This window comes from Pseudarthrobacter sp. HLT1-3, from assembly GCF_059383535.1.
The window spans coordinates 55,127-76,033 of record NZ_JBWZCJ010000013.1; the positions used below are offsets into that span (position 1 = coordinate 55,127).

Annotated in this window: 15 protein-coding genes; 6 read left to right on the forward strand and 9 right to left on the reverse strand. The window is 68.0% G+C overall.

Going from position 1 to position 20,907, the window contains the following annotated elements:
* The first annotated feature begins 80 nt into the window (after nt 1-80).
* A complete protein-coding gene (locus tag AC50X9_RS12625; RefSeq protein WP_494894105.1) occupies nt 81-1,448 on the forward strand; it encodes a thiolase family protein in 1,368 nt (455 codons plus the stop codon).
* Entirely contained in the window at nt 1,445-3,625 is a 2,181-nt protein-coding gene (locus AC50X9_RS12630) for a 3-hydroxyacyl-CoA dehydrogenase NAD-binding domain-containing protein (RefSeq protein WP_494894106.1), read from the forward strand. Before AC50X9_RS12625 ends, AC50X9_RS12630 begins: the two co-directional genes overlap by 4 nt.
* Nucleotides 3,626-3,678: 53 nt before the next feature.
* Here AC50X9_RS12630 and AC50X9_RS12635 read toward each other — a convergent pair whose 3' ends face one another.
* The 3 genes from AC50X9_RS12635 to AC50X9_RS12645 form a co-directional block, all read right to left on the reverse strand.
* Nucleotides 3,679-4,701 carry a hypothetical protein gene (locus AC50X9_RS12635; protein WP_494894107.1) on the reverse strand — a complete coding sequence of 341 codons (1,023 nt, stop codon included), beginning with the start codon at nt 4,699-4,701 and terminating at the stop codon, nt 3,679-3,681.
* A gap of 112 nt (nt 4,702-4,813) precedes the next feature.
* A complete protein-coding gene (locus tag AC50X9_RS12640) occupies nt 4,814-5,791 on the reverse strand; it encodes an aldo/keto reductase (RefSeq protein WP_494894108.1) in 978 nt (325 codons plus the stop codon).
* Nucleotides 5,792-5,924: 133 nt separating this feature from the next.
* Nucleotides 5,925-7,274 (reverse strand): MFS transporter, encoded by a 1,350-nt coding sequence (locus tag AC50X9_RS12645; protein WP_494894109.1) that lies wholly within the window; start codon nt 7,272-7,274, stop codon nt 5,925-5,927.
* Between the two features lie 164 nt (nt 7,275-7,438).
* Here AC50X9_RS12645 and AC50X9_RS12650 point away from each other — a divergent pair, with 164 nt between their 5' ends.
* From AC50X9_RS12650 to AC50X9_RS12665, 4 genes are all read left to right on the forward strand, one after another.
* A complete protein-coding gene (locus AC50X9_RS12650; protein WP_494894110.1) occupies nt 7,439-8,272 on the forward strand; it encodes a PaaX family transcriptional regulator in 834 nt (277 codons plus the stop codon).
* Nucleotides 8,273-8,360: 88 nt separating this feature from the next.
* Nucleotides 8,361-9,932 (forward strand): FAD-dependent monooxygenase, encoded by a 1,572-nt coding sequence (locus AC50X9_RS12655; protein WP_494894111.1) that lies wholly within the window; start codon nt 8,361-8,363, stop codon nt 9,930-9,932.
* On the forward strand, nt 9,925-11,961 hold the full coding sequence (locus AC50X9_RS12660) for an acetate--CoA ligase family protein (protein ID WP_494894112.1): 2,037 nt from the start codon (nt 9,925-9,927) through the stop codon (nt 11,959-11,961). Before AC50X9_RS12655 ends, AC50X9_RS12660 begins: the two co-directional genes overlap by 8 nt.
* On the forward strand, nt 11,958-13,631 hold the full coding sequence (locus tag AC50X9_RS12665) for a (2,3-dihydroxybenzoyl)adenylate synthase (protein WP_494894113.1): 1,674 nt from the start codon (nt 11,958-11,960) through the stop codon (nt 13,629-13,631). The genes AC50X9_RS12660 and AC50X9_RS12665 overlap by 4 nt, the downstream gene beginning before the upstream one ends.
* Here the strand turns inward: AC50X9_RS12665 and AC50X9_RS12670 are convergent.
* The 6 genes from AC50X9_RS12670 to AC50X9_RS12695 form a co-directional block, all read right to left on the reverse strand.
* A complete protein-coding gene (locus tag AC50X9_RS12670) occupies nt 13,628-14,437 on the reverse strand; it encodes a PaaX family transcriptional regulator (RefSeq protein WP_494894114.1) in 810 nt (269 codons plus the stop codon). The two genes, AC50X9_RS12665 and AC50X9_RS12670, sit on opposite strands and share 4 nt — an antisense overlap.
* Nucleotides 14,438-14,489: 52 nt before the next feature.
* Nucleotides 14,490-14,708, reverse strand: coding sequence for a helix-hairpin-helix domain-containing protein (locus AC50X9_RS12675; protein ID WP_494894115.1), 219 nt, complete (start codon nt 14,706-14,708; stop codon nt 14,490-14,492).
* 68 nt (nt 14,709-14,776) lie between these two features.
* A complete protein-coding gene (locus tag AC50X9_RS12680; RefSeq protein WP_494894116.1) occupies nt 14,777-15,334 on the reverse strand; it encodes a hypothetical protein in 558 nt (185 codons plus the stop codon).
* On the reverse strand, nt 15,331-15,876 hold the full coding sequence (locus AC50X9_RS12685) for a DUF402 domain-containing protein (protein WP_494894117.1): 546 nt from the start codon (nt 15,874-15,876) through the stop codon (nt 15,331-15,333). Before AC50X9_RS12685 ends, AC50X9_RS12680 begins: the two co-directional genes overlap by 4 nt.
* An 8-nt stretch (nt 15,877-15,884) precedes the next feature.
* Entirely contained in the window at nt 15,885-17,858 is a 1,974-nt protein-coding gene (dxs, locus tag AC50X9_RS12690; RefSeq protein WP_494894118.1) for a 1-deoxy-D-xylulose-5-phosphate synthase, read from the reverse strand.
* Between the two features lie 230 nt (nt 17,859-18,088).
* A complete protein-coding gene (locus AC50X9_RS12695) occupies nt 18,089-20,902 on the reverse strand; it encodes an aconitate hydratase (protein WP_494894119.1) in 2,814 nt (937 codons plus the stop codon).
* Nucleotides 20,903-20,907 lie beyond the last annotated feature (5 nt).

Here is a 20,907-nt window from a genome sequence, read left to right on the forward strand (position 1 = left end):
ATGTCGCCCGGACCCGTACCGCCCTGACTCTTGCGTCCTGGGCACGGAGCCGGCACCCATGTCTCAATGAGGAGTACCACGTGAGCCAAGCCCCGAGCAGCGGACAACCCAGCAGCGGAAAAAAGAGCAGCGGCAACTACAGCAGCGCGAATGCCCGCACCAGCCGCGACGTCGTCTTCGTCGACGGCATCCGAACCCCCTTCGGCCGCGCCGGCGAGAAGGGCATCTACGCCGGAACACGCGCCGACGACCTCGTAGTCAAGTGCATCCGCGAACTGATGCGCCGCAACCCGTCGCTGCCGGCCGAACGGATCGACGAAGTCGCCATCGCGGCGACGACCCAGACCGGCGACCAGGGCCTGACCATCGGCCGCACCGCAGCCCTGTTGGCCGGACTGCCCCGGACGGTGCCGGGCTTCGCGATCGACCGGATGTGCGCCGGCGCCATGACAGCCGTGACCACGACGGCGAGCGGCATCGCCTTCGGCGCCTACGACGTCGTGATCGCCGGCGGCGTGGAACACATGGGAACCCACCCGATGGGTGCCGGCGCGGACCCCAATCCGCGCTTCATGGCCGAGCGGATCGTGGACCCGGCCGCCCTGAACATGGGCAACACCGCCGAAAACCTGCACGACCGGTTCCCCGCCATCACCAAGGACCGGACGGATGCCTACGCCGTCGCTTCCCAGGACAAACTCGCCGCCGCCTACGCCCGGGACCAGATCCAGCCGGACCTGGTGCCGGTCGCGACAATGAAACCGGGACAGGGCTGGACCGTGAACACGGTGGACGAGCCGCCGCGCCCGGGCACCTCGGTGGCTGACCTCGCCGCGCTGAAGACCCCGTTCCGCGCGCACGGCCGGGTCACCGCCGGCAACGCCGCCGGCCTCAACGACGGCGCCACCGCCGCCCTGCTGGCCTCCGCCGAAGCCGCCGAGGAACTTGGCCTGCCGGTCAGAATGCGCCTGGTCAGCTACGCCTTCGCCGGCGTCGAACCCGAAGTCATGGGCATCGGACCGGTTCCGGCCACCGAAAAGGCCCTCAGGAACGCGGGCCTGGGCATCGACGACATCGGCCTGTTCGAAATCAACGAGGCCTTCGCCGTGCAGGTGCTCAGCTTCCTGGACCATTTCGGCATCGCCGACAACGACCCCCGGGTCAACCGCTACGGCGGGGCAATCGCCGTCGGGCACCCCCTGGCATCTTCCGGCGTGCGGCTGATGAACCAGCTCGCCCGGCAGTTTGAGGAGGACCCCGCGGTCCGCTTCGGCATGACCACAATGTGCATCGGCTTGGGCATGGGCGCCACCGTTATCTGGGAGAACCCGCACCACGCCGACTACGGCCTCGCGTTTGACCCGGCCACCGGCCAAACCACCGATCACGCCACCGCCCCGGCCGCCACTGGCACCGCCACCACCACCGAGACTGGAGCCGCAGCATGAGCGCCGCCGATTTCCGCAAGCTTGCCGACCTCTTCCCCAACGAGACGGTCACCCACTCGTATGTCCAGGACTTCGAGCTGCCGCCAGTTGACGGCAGGAGTCCCGGCACCTTCGCTCTGGTCACGCTCGACAACGGCCTGGACCACTCAAAGCCCACCACCCTGGGACCCAATACCCTGGTCGAACTCGGCACCGTCCTTGAAGGACTCAAGGAGCGCGCCGCCCGCGGCGAGATCGTCGGGGTCGGCGTCACCGGCAAGCCCTACTTCCTGGTCGCCGGCGCCGACCTGTCCACGGTCAAGTCCATCAGCGGCCGCGAGCACGGGCTCTGGATGGCCCAGCTGGGCCACGACGTCTACGGCACCCTGGCGGACCTGGGCGTCCCCAGCTTCGCCTTCATCAACGGCCTCGCCCTGGGCGGCGGGCTGGAGATCGCGCTGCAGTCCACCTACCGCACGGTGTCCACCGGCGCCGGTGCGCTGGCCCTGCCCGAGGCGTTCCTGGGCCTCATCCCGGGCTGGGGCGGCGTGTACATCCTGCCGCGGCTGATCGGTCCGGAAAACGCCGTCAAGGTGATGATTGAAAACCCGCTGAGCAACAACCGCACCCTCACCGGGCCGCAGGCGTTCGGGCTGGGCGTCGCGGACGCCCTGTTCGAGCCGGCCGATTTCGTCGAGCAGTCCGTCGCCTGGGCCGCGCGGGTCATCGCCGGCGCCGTCACCCCGGAACGCGCCAACGCCGTCGATCCCTCCGCCCCGGAGGTCGCGGCCCGCTGGGCCGCGGCCGTCGCCGCCGGCCGGGCCTTCGTGGAGGCGAAGACCTCCAATGCCTCCCCGGCGCCGGCCAAGGTCCTGGACGTGATGGAAGCCAACCGGACGCTGACGCAGGCGCAGTCCGCGGAGCTGGAATGCGAGACGCTCGCGGACCTGATGCAGACCGACGAGTTCCGCTCCACCGTCTATGCCTTCCTCGACCTCGTGCAGCGCCGCTCCAAGCGGCCCGCCGGCGCCCCGGACCGCAAGCTGGCCCGCCCGGTGACCAAGATCGGCGTCGTGGGCGCCGGTCTGATGGCCGGCCAGCTCGCCCTGCTTTTCGCCCGCCAGCTCAAGGTGCCGGTGGTGATGACCGACATCGACCAGGCCCGCGTGGACAAGGGCGTAGGCTACGTGCACGCCGAGGTGGACAAGCTGCTGGCAAAGGGCCGGATCAGCCCCGACGCCGCCAACCGGACCCGGGCGCTGGTCACCGGATCGGTGTCCAAGGAAGCCTTCGCCGACGCCGACTTCGTCATTGAGGCCGTCTTCGAGGAGCTCAACGTCAAGAAGCAGGTCTTCAAGGAGGTCGAGGCCATCGTTTCACCCGAGTGCATCCTCGCCACCAACACCTCCTCGCTGTCTGTCACGGCAATGGCCGAAGACCTGGAGCATCCGGAGCGCCTCGTCGGCTTCCACTTCTTCAACCCCGTGGCCGTGATGCCGCTGCTGGAAATCGTGCGCGCCCCGAAGACCGACGACGCCGTGCTCGCCACCGCGTTCGAGCTCGCCAAGGGCCTGAGGAAGTCCGCCGTGCTGGTCAAGGACGCCCCCGCGTTCGTGGTCAACCGCCTCCTGCTGCGCCTGATGGGCGAAGTGACGGCAGCGTTCGACGAGGGCACCCCGGCCGGGGTCGCGGACAACGCGCTGCGCCCGATGGGCCTGCCGATGACGCCGTTTGTGCTGGGCGCCATGGTGGGGCTGCCGGTGGCGCAGCACGTCCAGGAATCCCTGCATACGGCGTTCCCGGACCGTTTCACCGTATCGCAGAACCTGCAGAAACTCATCGACAACGGTGCGAAATCCATCTGGGCCCTGCAGAACGGCGTGCCGGCGACGGGCCCGGACGGCAAACCGTTCATCCCCGCCGAAACCCTGGCGTTGCTGTCCTTCGGCAGCACACCCTCCACCGGCGAGGAGGTGCTGCGCCGCACGCAGGACGCACTGGCCGAGGAAATCGGACTCATGCTGGACGAAGGAGTCGTGGCAGGCCCGGAGGACATCGATCTCTGCATGATCCTGGGCGCAGGCTGGCCGATGTTCCTCGGCGGCATCACCCCGTACCTGGACCGGGTGGGCGCCTCCGAGCGGGTCAACGGCAGGAAGTTCCTGGCGCCCGGCGTGGCGTCCGCTCCCGCCGCCTGAGCAACCCGGCTTCGCCACACGGCATTTCAACACACGGCGCCGCCGTCCGCACCTTAGCTCGGTGCGGGCGGCGGTGCCGCCGCGCCAGGGACCGTTGGTGCCGGCGGCGCCGCTGTGTCAGGGACCGTTGGCGCCGGCGGCGCCGCCGCGCCGCGGGGGAAGTGACGCCGGGCCGAGGGCAGCCAGACGAGGACCGCGGCGACCAGGCCGCCGATCAGCGGCAGGCCCTGGGAGAGGACCGTCAGGATGATCGCCGACGGCAACCCGCCCGCGAACGTCGTGCTCCCCGCGGATGGGGACGAAAAGGATGCGACGGTGGCCAGCACAACGAGGATGAGTCCGGCCAGCGGGACGACGGCCACGATTGGCCGGACGAATGGTTTTCCCCGGCGGACCGCCTGGGCACAGGCCAGGTCTGCTGCCGCTACTGAGGCAAGCGTGAGCCAAAGCACCAGCGCCGGAGTCGTGTTTCCGCCGGAACCAAGAGTTCCCGCAAGGAGGAGCAGCCCCAGCACCGCCTGGAGCGCGGCGACAACGCCGGCGACCGCCAGGATCCAGACCGCTGCCGTCAGAGCCCGTGGCGGCCGGCCGGACGGGGGCTCCGAACCGACTGTCGTTTCAGGCGGGTGCGCGGCGCGGCGGGCGAAATAGGCGTTGGCCGGCGGCAGCCACATCAGCACCGTGGCGGCGACCGCAAGCGCGCCGACCGCGCCGGCGGGAGAGAGCAGCACGTCCCGCCAGGGCAGCTCGCCGGGGGGCGGACCGCCGCGGAAGACGAGGAGTGCCGGAAGGATCACCACATACGCGGACAGGACAATGCGTGCCAGCTGCCGCCCGCGCCTCAGGAGCCGGGAGAACACACCACCGGCCACGAACACGGCCCCACTGGCCAGGTACAGCACCAGGGCCGGAAGATAGGTCTGCGGAGGCACCATCCCGCCGAAGGCCAGGACCATGAGGAGCCCCATCAGCGTCCAGAGGGTGCCGAGGGCGCCGAGCAGCAGCCATATCCCGGACGAAACCGTCAGGACGGCAGGAACATCGGTGGCCGGGTGGGTGTCTGCTGTGGTCCCCATGGCCCCATGCTCGGGTGCCCGGCGGTGTCCCGGTAGGGTCACAAGCCTCCCCTGCCACGACCTCGTGGCGCTGCGGGACCAGGGGATGGATATCCGGCGGAAGGAGCCCCGGCTAGAACAGGGCTACCTTCGGGGTACGCGGGAACAGCCCGTCGAGTTCGGCGAGGTCCGCGGCGCTGGGGATCCAGGCCACTGCCGCGGCGTTCTGCCTAACCTGTTCGGGCCGGGTGGCTCCGGCGATGACGCTGCTGACCGAGGGCTGGGCCGCGAGCCAGGAAAACGCCACCTGGATCTCGTTCAGGCCCCGCGCCGCGGCGAAGGCGCTGAAGCCGGCCAGCTGTTCCCAGTCGGCGTCGTGGACCAGGTTGGTGCGGGTGTGGCTGAGGCGCGAGCCCTCGGGAGCGGTGTCCTTGGCGTATTTGCCGGTCAGCAGGCCGTTGGCGAGCGGGAAGTACGGCAGCACGCCCAGCCCGTAGGCTTCGGCGGCGGGTGTGACCTCGAGTTCGGCGCGGCGGTCCAGCAGGTTGTAGTGGTTCTGGCTGGAGACGAAGCGCGCTCCGCCGCGTGCTCGGGCCACGAATTCGGCCTCGGCGATCTGCCAGCCGGCACGGTTGGAGTGGCCGATGTAGCGGACCTTGCCGCTGGTGATGAGCTCGTCCAGGGCGGCGAGGGTTTCCTCGATCGGGGTGAGCGGGTCGGGGGTGTGGAACTGGTAGAGGTCGATCCAGTCCGTCCCGAGCCGTCGCAGCGAGGCTTCTGCGGCCCTGATGATGTAGCGGCGGGAGCCGCGGGCGCCGAAGTCGTTGCCGTTGGCACCGCTCATATCCATACCGAACTTCGTGGCGACGACGGCGTCGCCGCGGCGGCCCTGCAGGGCCTTGCCCAGCATCGTCTCGCTGAGGCCGCGCTCCCGGCCGTACGCGTCGGCAACGTCGAAGAAGGTGATCCCGGCGTCCAAGGCGGCATGCACGACGGCGTCGGTGCCCTGCTGCGACTCGGTCGCCGTATTGGCCCGGCCCAGGTTGTTGCAGCCCAGCCCGACGACGGATACGGTCAGTCCGGAATTTCCTACGCGGCGGTATTCAGTCATGGGATTCAGCCTATAACGGCTGGCAGCGGCTCCCGGGCAGGATCTGCGGGCATAGGACTGCCCCCGTCACCGCTGCGGCGGTGACGGGGGCAGGTGTCGCATCGAGGCGACCGGGAACCCATGTATGAACGGGTCAGCGCACCGGCTCGACGACGTCGGCCGTGCTGTCCTGGGCGGCGGAAACGGGTCCGGCCGCCCTGGCTGCCGGAACGGCGAGGACCGCCACGACACCGACGGCGGCGGCAATGGCCCAGATGGAGAAGTTGACGAAGTTGCCCAGCGACGCCGCGACCAGAATGCCGCCGCCGGAGATGGCAAGGACGGCGCCGATCCGTCCCACGCCCAGCGTGATGCCCAGGGCCGTGGCACGGGTCGCTGCGGAATAGTAGGTGGCCACGAAGCCGTTGATCAGGATCTGCGCACCGACGGAACCGAAGCCGACCACAGCGACCAGCAGGTACATCGCCGGAAGAGGCGCGATGCCCGAGCCCATGATGAGCAGCGCGGTGCCGGAGCAGACGAAGGAAACCGCGGTGATGATGCGGGGCCCGAACCTGTCAGCCAGCCGGGAAGACACGATGACGCCGACGACGGCCCCGATGTTCACGGTCAGCAGGAAGCTCAGGGAGGAGGCGAGGGAGTAGTTGGCGAGCACCATCAGCTGCGGGAGCCAGGTGTTCAGTCCGTACACGAGGATCTGGCCGCAGATCCCTGCCAGCGAGAACAGCACGGTTGCAGCCAGCAGCCGGCCGGTGAGCAGGGTCCGGAACCGGCCGTGCTCCTTGACCCGGACGCTGTCGGCCACGGCCGGTGCCAGCGGTTCCAGGCCATAGTCGGCGATCAGCACTTCAGCCTCGGCGCGGCGGCCGCGGGCAGCCAGGAAGGCGGGAGACTCCGGCAGGAACTTGAACAGGAACGGCAGGACGAGGATCAGGGGAAGGCCGCCGATGGCGAGCATGCCGCGGAAGCCGATGGACGACATCAGGGCCAGGGCCAGCAGTGCCGCCATAATGCCGCCCACGGCGTAGCCCGAGAACATCAGGGCGTTGTTGAAGTTGCGCCGGTGGGACTTGGAGAACTCGACGGTGAGGGCGATCGCCGTCGGAATGACGCCGCCGAGGCCGAGTCCGGCGAGGAAGCGGAAGGTACCGAAGAGTTCCGGCGTGGGCGCCCAGGCGGTGAGCAGCATCAGGAGCGAGAAGAAGGCGATGGAGCCCATCAGGACCCGTCGGCGGCCGAGGATGTCGGTGAGGTAGCCGATCAGGATGGCGCCGATGAACATTCCCGCCAGCGCGTAGCTGCCGATGGCGCCCGTCTGGACCGGGGTCAGGCCCCAGTCCTGGTAGGCCAGCAGCTTGGGGACGATCGCCCCGTAAACCACGAGGTCATAGCCGTCAAAAACAATGGCAACGAAGCACAGGAAGATGACAGCGGCGGCGGATTTCCGGGGCCGGGATACTGCGGGCGGGGATTGACCAAGCATGGGAACTCCAAGCGGTTACGCCACTGCTTTGTGGCGGCTGATGGGTGCGGGAGAGGAAGCAGGAAGCTGATGGGCGTGTGACGCAACCCACAATTCAATGTAACATAGTCTTGTTGTTCGTCAAGATTATTGTTACATATCGTTCCAGTAGCCCAGGAGTCCATATGGCGGAGACCCCGCGTTCACTCGTCCTGAACCTGTTCGGCGACTATCTCCGCTACGCCGGCGGCGAGGCCAAGCTCGGCGAGCTGACCGAACTTATGACCGCCTTCGGCCTGGAGCCGGCCACCATCAGGGTCAGCATGTCGCGGCTCAGAAAAGAAGGCTGGTTCTCCACACGGAAGGACGGCCGGGAGACGGTCTACACCCTCAGCGGCCACATGCTGGAAGTGCTCACCGAGGGCCGTGCGCGGATTTTCCGCCGCCGGCAGGACGCCTGGACCGGCCGCTGGACCATGGTGATCTACCAAGTGCCGGAGTCCGAACGTGCCGTCCGCGAACAGCTCCGCAAACAGCTGGCCTGGACGGGCTTCGGGCAGCTCTCCCCATCGACCTGGCTGGCTCCGCACGACCTCTCCGTCGAGGCGAAGGAGCTCGCCGCCGGGCATGAGTGTGCGCGGGTTGATGTCCTCTGGTGCGGCTCGGACGACGCCGACGCGGCCCGGGACCTGGCCCTGCGGTGCTGGGACCTGGAATCCCTCGGCCGGGACTACCGGGCCTTCCTCAGCACCTATGGACATCTGGACAATGCGCGGGGAAACCTCAACAAGGACGGACGCCAGGCCCTGTTGGAACGCACCCGGCTGATCAACGATTTCCGGCGCTTCCCCTTCCGGGACCCCGAACTGCCGGAACAACTGCAGCCGGAGAACTGGCCGGCGCCGGCGGCCTTCAGCCTCTTCCGGCGGGTCCACGAGCAACTCGGCCCGCAGGCAAACGCCTACGTGGCGGGCGTGATCGGAAAGCCACTACACCTGCCCGCCACGCTATACATGTAACAAAAACTTGACGTTCCCCAATTTCAAGCAACATAATAGTTGTGAGACGTAGCACACGTCCTCCCCAAATCTCTAGAAGGTGGCATCGATGGCACTTCGCGTAGCCTGCATTGGCGGCGGTCCCGGCGGACTGTTCTTCTCAACTTTGTTCAAGCAAACCGTTCCCGACGCCGACGTCGTGCTCTTTGAGCGCAACCAGGCCACGGACGCCTTCGGCTTCGGCGTCGTCTTTTCCGACGCAACGCTGCGCCGGATCAACGACGCGGATCCCGTCGTTCTGAACGGGCTCCGGGACTACGGCACGCACTGGGATGACATCGAGGTCTGGCTCAAAGGCGAACAGAAGTCCTTTACCGGCAACGGCATGGCGGCCATCAACCGCAAAACCCTGCTCCAGCTGATGCAGCACCGCGCAACGGACGCCGGCGTCGACCTGCGCTTTGGCGAGTACGTGCCGGACCTGGCCGCCCTCGAGGGATTTGATGTGATCGTCGGCGCGGACGGCGCAAACTCCTCGACCCGAGAGCAGCTGGGCGATGGCCTGGGCCACACAGCGGAAACCGCCACGGCCAAGTTCATCTGGTTCGGCACAAGCCACCGGTTCAAGGGCATGACCTTTGTCCACCGCAAGAGCGAGTTCGGCAACTTCGCAGTGCACGGCTACCCGATCAGCGATGAGCTCAGCACCTTCATCGTCGAAACTGACGAAGACACCTGGCGCCGCGCCGGGCTCGACGAATTCGATGTCAGCCAGCCTCCGGGGCCGTCCGACCTGAAGACCCAGCGGTTCCTTGAGAAGCTCTTCGCCGAGGACATCGCGGGCGAGCCGCTGGTGGCCAACAACTCCCGCTGGGCCAATTTCCGCACCCGCCGCACCCGCTCCTGGCACAAGGGCAACGTCGTCCTGCTCGGCGATGCCGTCCACACCGCGCACTTCTCCGTCGGTTCCGGCACCAAAATGGCGATGGAGGACGCCATCTCCCTGGTCCGCGAAATTGCCGACCACCAGGACGACCTCGAGCTCGCCTTCACCAATTACGAGGCCGAGCGCCAGCCGCAGGTCGCCAAGATCCAGAACCAGGCCCGCGGCGGCCTGAGCTGGTGGGAACACTTCGCCCGGTACTACGACTCCTTCGAACCCACCCAGTTCACCTTCCACTTCTTCTCCCGCAGCATCGACATCGACAAGATCCGCCAGCGCGACGCCGGCCTCGTCGCCGCCGTCGAGGCCGACTGGCTGCAGCGCCACGGCTCCGAGCCGCTGGAGACACCGCTGACCGCCGGAAACGTCCGGTTCACCGGACGGCTGCTGTCCCTGAGCAATGTCGGTGGACACCCGGCCCTGAGCGGGCCCGGCGGCAGCATCGCCCTGACCACCGACCCGGCCGCCGCCGGCGACAACACCGGCCTGCTGGTCACCGCGCCCGACACCGAGGATGGCCTCGCAGTGTGCTTCCGCGACCTGCCGGCCCGCGCCGCCGCCGTCGTGATCCGGGGCGGAACGCCGTTCACCCGCACCCTGCTCTCCGAGGAAGTCCGGCTCGGCCGGGGCCTCACCAGTGTGGTGGACGACCGCGGCGCCGTGTCCGCCCTGACCCAGGTGCTGTCCGGCCGGACCGACGCCGTGGCCACCGCAGCGCAGGAGCAAACCGATGCATAGCCTCGCCCCGCTCTTCGCGCCCCGCGGCATCATCGTCGTCGGCGCCTCCGCCAGCCCGGAGAAGCTCGGCGCCGTCATGTCCCAGTCGCTCGCGAGCTACCCGGCGCCACTGGCCCTGGTCAACGGCCGCGGCGGGGACGGCATGCACACCAGCATCGCCGGCGCCGCAGCAGCCATCCCCGGCGGCCCGGACCTGGCCGTGCTGTGTGTGCCGGCCGCCGCCACCGCCCAGGCACTGCGCGACAGCGCCGCCGCCGGGGCCACCGCCGCGCTCGTCTGTGCCGGAGGTTTCGCCGAGGCCGGCGGCCCCGGCGTCGAGTTCGCCCGCCAGGTCGCGGACGCCGTCCGGGACACCGGAATCCGGCTGCTCGGCCCCAACACCTCCGGCTTCTTTGTGCCGCACCGGAGCCTGCGTGCCAGCTTCGTGCCCGGCGTCGCCACCCTGGAGCCGGGACCGGTCGCCGTCGTGGCAGCCAGCGGCGGCGTCAACCACGTCCTGGCCTTCCACCTGCAGCGGGCCGGGGTGGGCGTCAGCCTCGCCGTGGGCATCGGCGCGGGCATGGACATCGCCGCACCCGACGTCCTGGACTACCTGATCTCCGATCCGCACACCAACGCAGTGGCCCTGCACCTGGAAACCGTCGCCGACGGCCCGGCGCTGGTCGACGCGGTCGCCCGGCTGAGTGCCGTTAAGCCGGTCGTCGCCCTGGTGGTCGGCCGCAACGACGTCTCCGAGTTCGCCCAGTCGCACACCGGTGCCCTGGCCACGTCCTGGCGGACCACCCGGGCGGTCCTGAAGCAGGCCGGCGCCGTGATCGTTGACGACGAAAACCAGCTGGTTGCCGCCGTCACCGCCCTGGCCGGCCGCCGCCTTGCCCCGGCCGCCGACCCCGGTGTCGGGCTCATCACCGGGCAGGCCGGCCCCGGGCTGCTGATCGCCGATGCGCTGCACAGCGCCGGCGTGGCCCTCCCCCGCCTGGCCCGGACCAGCCAGGACACCATCGGTGCGCTGCTGCCGCCGCTGACGTTCCAGGCCAACCCCGTGGACACCGGCCGTCCCGGCCCCGGCTACGAGAAGATCGTGGCGGCCGTGGCCGCCGACCCGTCCATCGACGTCGTCGCGGTCTACGGGCTGACCGAACCGGTCGCCGACCTTCCCCAGTCCGTGGCCGCCTCCGGCGCCGCCGGGACCATGCCGGTCCTGATCGGAGTGGACGGACCGGACAGCGACCTGGAGCGCGCCGCAAAATCCGCCCGGCAGCACGGACTGCCTCTGATCAGCGGACCGACCGCCCTCGCCCACGGCCTCACCGCCCTGGTTGAGGACGCGCGCGGGCAGTTCCAGCGGGCGCAGGCTCCCGCCGGAACCTGTCCGTGGCCGGAACTGCGGGGCCCGTGGGATGAGGCCCGGTCCAAGGAACTTCTCGGCGCCCTGGGCATCGCCACGCCGCCGCGCCGGCGCTGCGGCACCCGCGCCGCCGCCCACGAGGCCCTCGCTGAGCTCGGTGGCCCGGTTGCGGTCAAGCTGCTCGACGCCGCTGTGCTGCACAAGACGGACATTGGCGGGGTCTACCTCGGCGTCGACTCCCCCGCTGCCCTGGACCGTGCGCTCGACGGGCTCGAGGCCGCCGGCGCCCGCGAGTTCCTGCTCGAATCGATGGCCGCCGCCGGTGTCGACCTGGTGGTCGGCGCACGCCGCGACCCGGTCTTCGGCCCGATCATCGTCCTGGGCCTGGGCGGGACAGCCGCTGAAGTTTTCGCCGACATCTCCATCCGCTCCGCGCCGCTGTCCGTCCGCGGGGCCGAGGGTATGCCCGGTGAGCTGCAGGCCCGTGAGCTGCTGTACGGTTTCCGCTCCGGACCGGTGCTGCAAACCACCGAACTGGCGGTCATCCTGGCCCGGCTCGGTGACGCTTTGTGCTCCAATGAGGAGATAGCCGAAATCGAAATCAACCCTCTGCGCCTGACCCACAACGGTCTCCTGGCGCTGGATGCAGTCGTGATCAATGTCGAGGAGGACATTCAATGACCAGCCACACAAGTGCGGGCACCGTCGCCTGGCCGGCAGATCTCGCGGCCGGGTTCCGCCGCAAAGGCTACTGGGAAGACCGCCCGTTGGGGGCCCTTCTGCACGACGCAGGGGACCGGCTGCCGGAGAAAACCGCTGTCGTCGACGGCGACGTCCGGCTGAGCTATGCCGAACTCGCCAACCGGGTGGATGCCGCCGCCGAACGGCTCCTGCAGCTGGGCCTGAAGGCCGACGACCGGATCATGGTCCAGCTGCCCAACGGCTGGCAGTTCACGGTGCTCACCCTGGCCTGCTTCAGGGCCGGCATCATCCCGGTGATGGCACTTCCGGCACACCGCAGGTACGAGCTGTCCTTCCTGACCGAGCTCTCCGAGGCCCGGGCCATCGCCGTTCCGGACGCCATCAAGGACTTTGACCACCAGGCCCTGGCCGAGGAGCTTGCTGCCACGATCCCCTCTCTGGAGCTCATCCTGGTATCCGGGGCGGCGAACACCGGCAACACCCGGCTCGAGGACGTCCTCGCCCCCGGAACAGCGATCGCGGCTGCCCGCGCGCGGCTGGATGCGGCGGCGCCTTCAGCGGACAGCCCGGCCCTGTTCCTCCTTTCCGGCGGCACCACCGGCCTGCCCAAACTCATCACCCGGACGCACAACGATTACGCCTACAACATCAGGGAAACCTCCCGCGTCACGGCAGTCACCGAGGACACCGTCTACCTTGGCACGCTGCCGGCAAGCCACAATTTCCCGCTGGCATGCCCTGGCATCCTCGGCATCCTGTACGCCGGCGGACGGGTCGTGATGTTGCCCAGCCCCGAGCCGCGAAGGGCGTTCGCCACCATTGAACGCGAACGGGTCACGCTGTCCACTGCTGTCCCCGCCGTGGCCCAGCGCTGGATCGAATACGCGCAGGAGACCGGATCCGGGCAGCTCGCCAGCCTCGAGGTGCTGCAGGTCGGCGGCTCCCGCCTGCCGGACGAAATCGCCCGGAAGGTCAAGCCCGTCCTCGGCGCCACCCTGCAGCAGGTCTTCGGGATGGCGGAGGGTCTGATCAACACCACCCGCCTGGACGATCCCGAGGAGGTCATCTGCACCACCCAGGGCCGTCCCGTGTCCGAGGCTGACGAGGTCCGGATCGTGGACGAAGCCGGTGTGGATCTTCCCGACGGCGTTCCCGGCTCCATCCTGACCCGCGGACCGTATACGCCGCGGGGCTACTACCGTGCGCACGAGGCCAATGCGCGTGCGTTCACTCCCGACGGGTGGTACGCCAGCGGCGACATCGTCGAACGCCGTCCGGACGGAAACCTGATCGTCCAGGGCCGCGACAAGGACATGATCAACCGCGGCGGCGAGAAGATCTCGGCAGAGGAAATCGAAAGCCTGGTCTACCGGATCGAGGATGTCACCATGGTGGCCGCGGTCTCCATGCCCGACCCCACCCTCGGCGAACGGCTCTGCCTCTACATCACGGTGAAGCCGGGAAGTGACGTCACGCTGGAACACATCCAGGAGCTCCTGCGGGAGACAGGTGTGGCAGCGTTCAAGATCCCGGAGCGCCTTGTCGTGGTCGATGAGATCCCGGTCACCAAGGTGGGCAAGATCAACAAGAAGGACCTGCGGGCCGACATTGCCCGGCGCCTTGCCGGCACCGGGGCCCACGCCGGCTAGCTAAGGATCTCGCGCCCGATGAGGTCCGAGACGAACGCGTTCGAGGGCACGGCGAGCTGCCGGTGGATTTCCTTGAAGAGCGTGAAGGCAGCGTCGCCCGGCCAGCCTGCGGGCTGCAGTTCGGCGGGAAGGAACGGGTCCCGGAACGGGAAGCGCCGGAAGTCCGAGATCAGCTGGATCCGTTCGGCCAGGGCCTGGCTGCCCGGTTTGGCGGCATTGGCGGCGGGGTCATTGAGGGGCGAGCAGCTGGCGATGAAGAGCTTGTAGTCGGCGGCGAGCTGCGAAAGGTCCCAGCAGCGCGCCGCCAGATTGCGGTCCGCGTCCGGATTCCCGGTCCCGCACCAGAGAACGTCGATGGTGGCGGACGGGTAGTCGGCGGCGAGTTGGTGGGCCGCGTCGAGGAGGTCATGGGGGGCCACCCAGGTCGAGGTGGACAGCTGTCCGAAGCCGTGCCAGGAAAGGTCCTTGCGGAGCTGCTCGCGCAGGGACCTTTCCGCTTCGGGCACCTGGTAGATCACCATGGTCCACCGCCCTTGCCAGGGCTCCTGCCGCCGGTCGAAGATCCGCACCCGGCCCTCGTTCAGGACGTGGAGCATTTTCTCCGTCAGTTCGTAGACGGTCTCCCGCTGCAGCCGGCGCGTCGTGAACCAGCCTTCCTTCTTCAGCCGGGACATGCTGACGCGCACGGTGGCGGGTTCCACGCCGAAGACCGCCAGGAGCCTGGTCATGTCGCCGAGCTTGATTTCGGCGCCCGCGTAGCGGAGGTAGTCCCCGAACAAGTCGAGGATGATGGAACGCGGTTTCATGGACGCAGGGTCCTTCCGGTTGGTGGCATCCGTAGCCTAACCCGCGCGCCGCCTATCCCGCGGGCAGTTCCAGCCCGTGTTCGTCCAGGGCATCCTCGAGCTGGGCCAGGGTCCGCGGGCCCATGCCGTGCATCCGGCCGAGGGCCCGGCCGCCAAGCGCCACGACCTGTTCGAGGGTCTCGACTCCGGCGTGGGCGAGGGCCCGGCGGGCGGGAGCCGCAATCCCCCGCGGCAGCGGGGTACGGCCTGGTTCAACGGATTGTGGTGCCATGTGGAATCCCTTCGCGTCGATGTCCCCCAAGAACTTGGTTTTTCGTGCCGGTGGAACCAGCCCGGGAACTACAGGGTTAAGCTGTTGGCCGGCTTGGGTGAGTGCTTGAGCTTGAAGGACGTCTCGCCGTAGGCTGCGGCGCCGATGCTCAGTTTGGTGAAATCGAGGTCCTCGCCGCGGATGCAGACCTTGACCGCGTTGACTGTCTTGTTGACGTCCGGGGTGAGGATAAAAATGTTGAGCTTGGAATCGGAGAACTCCGAGCGGTCCACGATGCCGAGCCCGCGCCAGGCCAGGTGGCTGATCAGGGCGTCCTTGGCCTTTTCCTCGAGGTAACGGTCGCGGTCCGTGCCGTCTTTGGTCTTCAGTGCGTACTGGGCCACGACCCAGAACTGCTCGTCGTCCGGGATTTCGGCGAAGCCGTCTTCGGCGCACTGCACGGCGAAGGCGTCCATCAGCCCTTCGGCGGCTGCCGCATCGGCGACGTCGGTCTCGTCGGTCTTGCTCTGGTGCCCGACCACTCCGTGGTTCATCACGAACTGGCTGTAGTCCTCGTCAAACCAGGCCTCCCGGAATTCGAGCAACCCTTCGTCGTTGCGTTTGTAAACCCGGATAATCCCGCTCATGCCCGTCCTCTCCTGAACCATTCGCGGTCTGCGCCGTCGAACGGTGGCTGTTGTGCCTTGACGGCCTGGTAAAGCTGGTCCGATGCCGCACTGATCCGGTCCACCACGTCTGCGGGGTAGTCCATCTCGACCCGGTGCTCCGCAAACTCGTCCTCATCGTCCACGTACACGCCGCGGTCCACGGTCCGGATCACGTCCAGGTCCATGTCGATCAGGTGGAATTCGGTGACGCCCGGCCGGATTGTCGTCCAGCCGTGGCCGGTCGCGAGATCCACGTAGACCTGGACGCCCGCCGGATGGGCCGCGTCGTAGAAGGTGGCCACGTACTCGCCGGAGCGCGGGACCAGCAGCACGGCGTCGGATTCGGCGTAGAACGCCGCACCCGGGCGGGAGCAGAACTCGTTGGTTCCCTGGAAAATCCACCACCCGTGGGCGTCCTCGCCCAGATAGGTTCCGGGCACCACCCAGTGGGCCTTGCCGTTCCATTTCCGGTTCCGGGAAACCACAAGGTCTCCCGGTGCCAGTCCCTGGGGAATCCTCACAGGAATTCTCACAGAATCGGCAGGCTGCCCGTGCTGGGGTGCGCCTGGCCGGGGAGCGGCCGTGCGAACGGCACCTTGGTCCCCAGGACCTGCGCCACCACATCGTGGGTGATCTGCTGCGCGGTCAAACCAACCCGCTCCAGCACCTGCTTGCGGGATCCGTGGTCCAGGAACTCCACCGGGAGGCCGACTTCGTTGAGTGCGGTGTCCACCCCTGCGGCCCGCATTTCCTGGCGGATCCGGGACCCGACGCCGCCGGCGCGGACCCCGTCCTCGATGCAGATGACAAGGCGGTGGTGGGAGGCGAGGGCGATGATCGATTTCCGGACCGGGAGCAGCCAACGGGGATCCACGACGGTGGAACTGATGCCCTGCGCGCCGAGCCGGTTGGACACGTCCAGCGCGAGTTCGGACATCGATCCGACGCTGACGATCAGCACGTCGTTTTCGGTTGAGCCGGCCGGGCGGCGGGCCAGCACATCCACGCCGTCGCTGAGCCGTTCGAGGGCCTCGACCTCGGCCCCCACGCTGCCCTTGGAGTAACGGATCACGCTGGGGGCGTCCTCGATGGCGACCGCTTCGCGCAGTTCCTCGCGCAGCCGGGTGGCGTCGCGGGGCGCCGCGAGGTGCAGCCCGGGAACGATCTGGACCATCGCCATGTCCCACATCCCGTGGTGGCTGGCGCCGTCGGGTCCGGTGACGCCGGCACGGTCCAGCACGATGGTGACGCCGGCCTTGTGCAGCGCGACATCCATCAGCAACTGGTCGAAGGCGCGGTTCAGGAAGGTCGCGTAGACCGCGACGACGGGGTGCAGTCCCCCGAATGCCATGCCGGCTGCCGAGGTGAGGGCGTGCTGTTCGGCGATGCCGACGTCGAACACCCGCTCCGGGTGCCGCGCGGCGAACTTGTGCAGCCCGACGGGGATGAGCATGGCGCCGGTGATCCCGACGATGTCCTTGCGTTCGTCCGCGATGTCGGCGATCTCGTCGGCGAAGACCGCGGTCCAGGACTTGGCGCCGCCGGCCTCGGTGGGTTCGCCGGTTTCCGGGTCGATGATCCCGACGGCGTGGAACTGGTCCGCTTCGTGGGCGCGGGCGGGCGCGTAACCGTGGCCCTTTTCGGTCATGGCATGGACAATCACGGGACCGGCGTAGTTTTTCGCGGTGGACAGGGCGTGCTCCATGGCCTGCAGGTCGTGGCCGTCCACCGGGCCGATGTACTTCATGCCCAGATCCTCGAACATGCCCTGCGGGGCCCACCAGTCCTTGACGCCCTTCTTCATGGCGTGCAGGCTGCGGTAAGTGAACTGGCCCGCGGGTCCGCCGTTCTGCAGCTTCCGCCGCCACCAGTCCAGGGTGCCTTCGTAGGCGGGGGCCGCGCGGAAGGAGTCGATGGTGGGGCGCAGCGAGGCGAGGTAATCCGCGAAACCGCCCACGGTCGGGGCGTAGGAGCGGCCGTTGTCGTTCACAACGATCACGACGCGGCGCTTCTTGTCCGCGGCGATGTTGTTGATGGCTTCCCAAGCCATCCCGCCGGTCAGGGCGCCGTCACCCACGACGGCGATGACGTAGCGGTCGCCGTCGCCGGTCAACTGCCGGGCACGGGAGATCCCGTCCGCCCAGGACAGTGATGAGGAGGCGTGCGAGCTTTCGACGATGTCGTGCTCGGATTCGGCCCGGTCCGGGTAGCCGGACATACCGCCCTGCTGGCGCAGGGTGCTGAAGTCCTGGCGCCCGGTCAGGAGCTTGTGCACATAGGACTGGTGGCCGGTGTCAAAGACAATGCTGTCCCGGGGGGAATCGAAGATCCGGTGGACCGCCACGGTGAGTTCGACGACGCCGAGGTTCGGGCCCAGGTGTCCGCCCGTCTGGGAGACGTTGCCGATCAGGAACTCCCTGACCTCGGCTGCCAGCTGATCCAGCTGCGCCTCGGACAACTTGCTCAGGTCCTGCGGGTTCCGGATGGTCTCCAAGATTCCCAACGGCCCCTCCTTCGGGTGGTAGACATGCCTATTAACTCTAACGCCTCCGGAATGTAACCGGCGCCGGAACGCGTCGCGCCCGGACGGCGGCCTTGCAGGCAGCCGGCACAGGTCCGGCACGCTGGCGGCACGCGTCCGGCGCGCGTCCGGCACGCAAAAGGCCCCGGTCGGTCAGGGACCGGCCGGGGCCTTCACGCCTGGCACTCCTCTCTTCCGGGAGGAGTGCTCCGCTAGTTAGCGGAGATCTGGCGCAGCACGTACTGCAGGATGCCGCCGTTGCGGTAGTAGTCAGCCTCGCCCGGGGTATCGATGCGCAGGACCGCATCGAAGGACGTGACGGTGCCGTCTTCGGCTGTGGCGGTGACCTTGAGCGTCTTCGGCGTGGTGCCCTCGTTCAGGGCGGTGACGCCCTCAACCGCGAAGGTCTCCGTGCCGGTCAGCCCGAGGCTGGCAGCGTTCTGGCCGGCCGGGTACTGCAGCGGCAGGACGCCCATGCCGATCAGGTTGGAGCGGTGGATGCGTTCGTAGCTTTCGGCCACAACCGCCTTGACGCCCAGCAGTGCGGTGCCCTTGGCTGCCCAGTCACGGGACGAGCCGGAGCCGTACTCCTTGCCGGCCAGGACGACCAGCGGGGTGCCGGCGGCCTCGTAGTTCTGCGCGGCATCGTAGACGTAGGCCTGCGGGCCGTCCGCCTGGGAGAAGTCGCGGGTGAAGCCACCCTCGACGCCGTCCAGGAGCTGGTTCTTGATCCGGATGTTCGCGAACGTTCCGCGGATCATGACCTCGTGGTTGCCACGGCGTGAGCCATAGGAGTTGAAATCCTTGCGCTCCACACCGTTGGCCAGCAGGTACTGTCCCGCCGGGGTGTCCGACTTAAAGGAACCTGCCGGCGAGATGTGGTCCGTGGTGACGGAGTCGCCAAGCTTCAACAGCACGCGCGCGCCGGTGATGTCCTTGACGGGGTCCGGCGTGGCCTTCATGCCGTCGAAGTACGGCGGCTTCCGGACATAGGTGGACTTCGGATCCCAGGCGAAGGTGTCGCCGGCCGGGGTGGAGAGAGCCTTCCAGCGGTCGTCGCCTTCGAAGACGCCCTCGTAGCCGCGGGCGAACATCTCCTTGTCGATCGAGGAATCGATGACCTGCTGGACCTCGACCGGGTTCGGCCAGATGTCCTTCAGGAAGATGTCGTTGCCGGCCTCGTCCTGGCCCAGGGCATCGGCTTCGAAATCGAAGTCCATGGTCCCGGCCAGGGCGTAGGCGATGACCAGCGGCGGGGAGGCCAGGTAGTTCATCTTCACGTCCGGGTTGATCCGGCCCTCGAAGTTGCGGTTACCGGACAGCACGGCGGTGACGGAAAGGTCGTTGGCCTGGATGGCCTCGGAGATTTCAGCGTCGAGCGGGCCGGAGTTGCCGATGCAGGTCGCGCAGCCGTAGCCGACAATGTAGAAGCCGAGCTTCTCCAGGTACGGGGTCAGGCCCGACTTGTTGTAGTAGTCGGTGACGACCTTGGATCCGGGAGCCACGGAGGTCTTGACCCACGGCTTCGAGGTCAGGCCCTTGTCGACGGCGTTGCGGGCCAGCAGTGCGGCGGCCAGCATCACGGACGGGTTGGACGTGTTGGTGCAGGACGTGATCGAGGCGATTGACACCGCGCCGTGGTCCAGTTCGAACTCGCGGCCGTCCGCGGTTTTGACGCTCACCGGGTTGGACTGGCGGCCGTCCGACGCCGGGCCGTGCGCGTGCGGGGCCTCGTCGGTCAGGTGCGTACCCGAGGCGGAGAACGACGGCGCATCGGACGCGGGGAAGCTCTCGTCGATTGCCTCGTCCACGCTGCCGCCGGCCAGCTCTTCCTTCACGTAGTTGCGGAGGTCCTGGCGGAACTGGTCCTTGGACTCCGTGAGGATGATGCGGTCCTGCGGGCGCTTCGGGCCGGAGATCGATGGAACAACCGTCGACAGGTCCAGCTCGAGGTACTCGGAGAACTTGATCTCCTTGGAAGGATCGTGCCAGAGGCCCTGTTCCTTCGCGTAGGACTCGACCAGGGCAACATTCTCGTCCGACCGGCCGGTGAGGCGCAGGTAGTCGAGGGTGACGTCGTCGATCGGGAACATCGCAGCCGTGGAGCCGAACTCCGGGCTCATGTTGCCGATCGTGGCGCGGTTGGCCAGCGGCACAGCCGCGACGCCTTCGCCGTAGAACTCCACGAACTTGCCGACGACGCCGTGCTTGCGCAGCTGCTCGGTGATGGTCAGGACGACGTCGGTGGCGGTCGCGCCGGCCGGGATGGACCCGGTCAGCTTGAAGCCCACGACGCGCGGGATGAGCATGGAGACGGGCTGGCCGAGCATGGCTGCCTCGGCTTCGATGCCGCCGACGCCCCAGCCCAGCACACCCATGCCATTGACCATGGTTGTGTGCGAGTCGGTGCCGACGCAGGTATCCGGGTAGGCCCGGACGACACCGTCGATTTCGCGGGTCATGACGGTGCGGGCCAGGTACTCGATGTTGACCTGGTGCACGATGCCGGTTCCGGGCGGGACGACCTTGAAGTCATCGAACGCGGTCTGGCCCCACCGCAAGAACTGGTACCGCTCGCCGTTGCGCTGGTACTCGATCTCCATGTTGCGCTCCAGTGCGCCGGAGTTGCCGAAGGCGTCGATCTGCACGGAGTGGTCGATCACCATTTCGGCGGGTGCCAGCGGGTTGACCCGCTTGGGGTCCCCGCCGAGTTCCTTGACTGCCTCACGCATGGTGGCAAGGTCCACAACGCAGGGCACGCCAGTGAAGTCCTGCATGATCACGCGCGCCGGCGTGAACTGGATTTCAGTGTCGGGCTCGGCGCTGGGGTCCCAGCCGGCCAGTGCTCGGACGTGATCGGCCGTAATGTTGGCGCCGTCCTCGGTCCTCAACAGATTTTCAAGCAATACCTTGAGGCTGAACGGAAGGTTTTCTGCACCTTCAACGGAGTTCAACCGGAAAATTTCGTATTCGGTACCGGCTACATTAAGTTTGCCTTTTGAACCGAAGCTGTCCACAATGCTCATCGCAG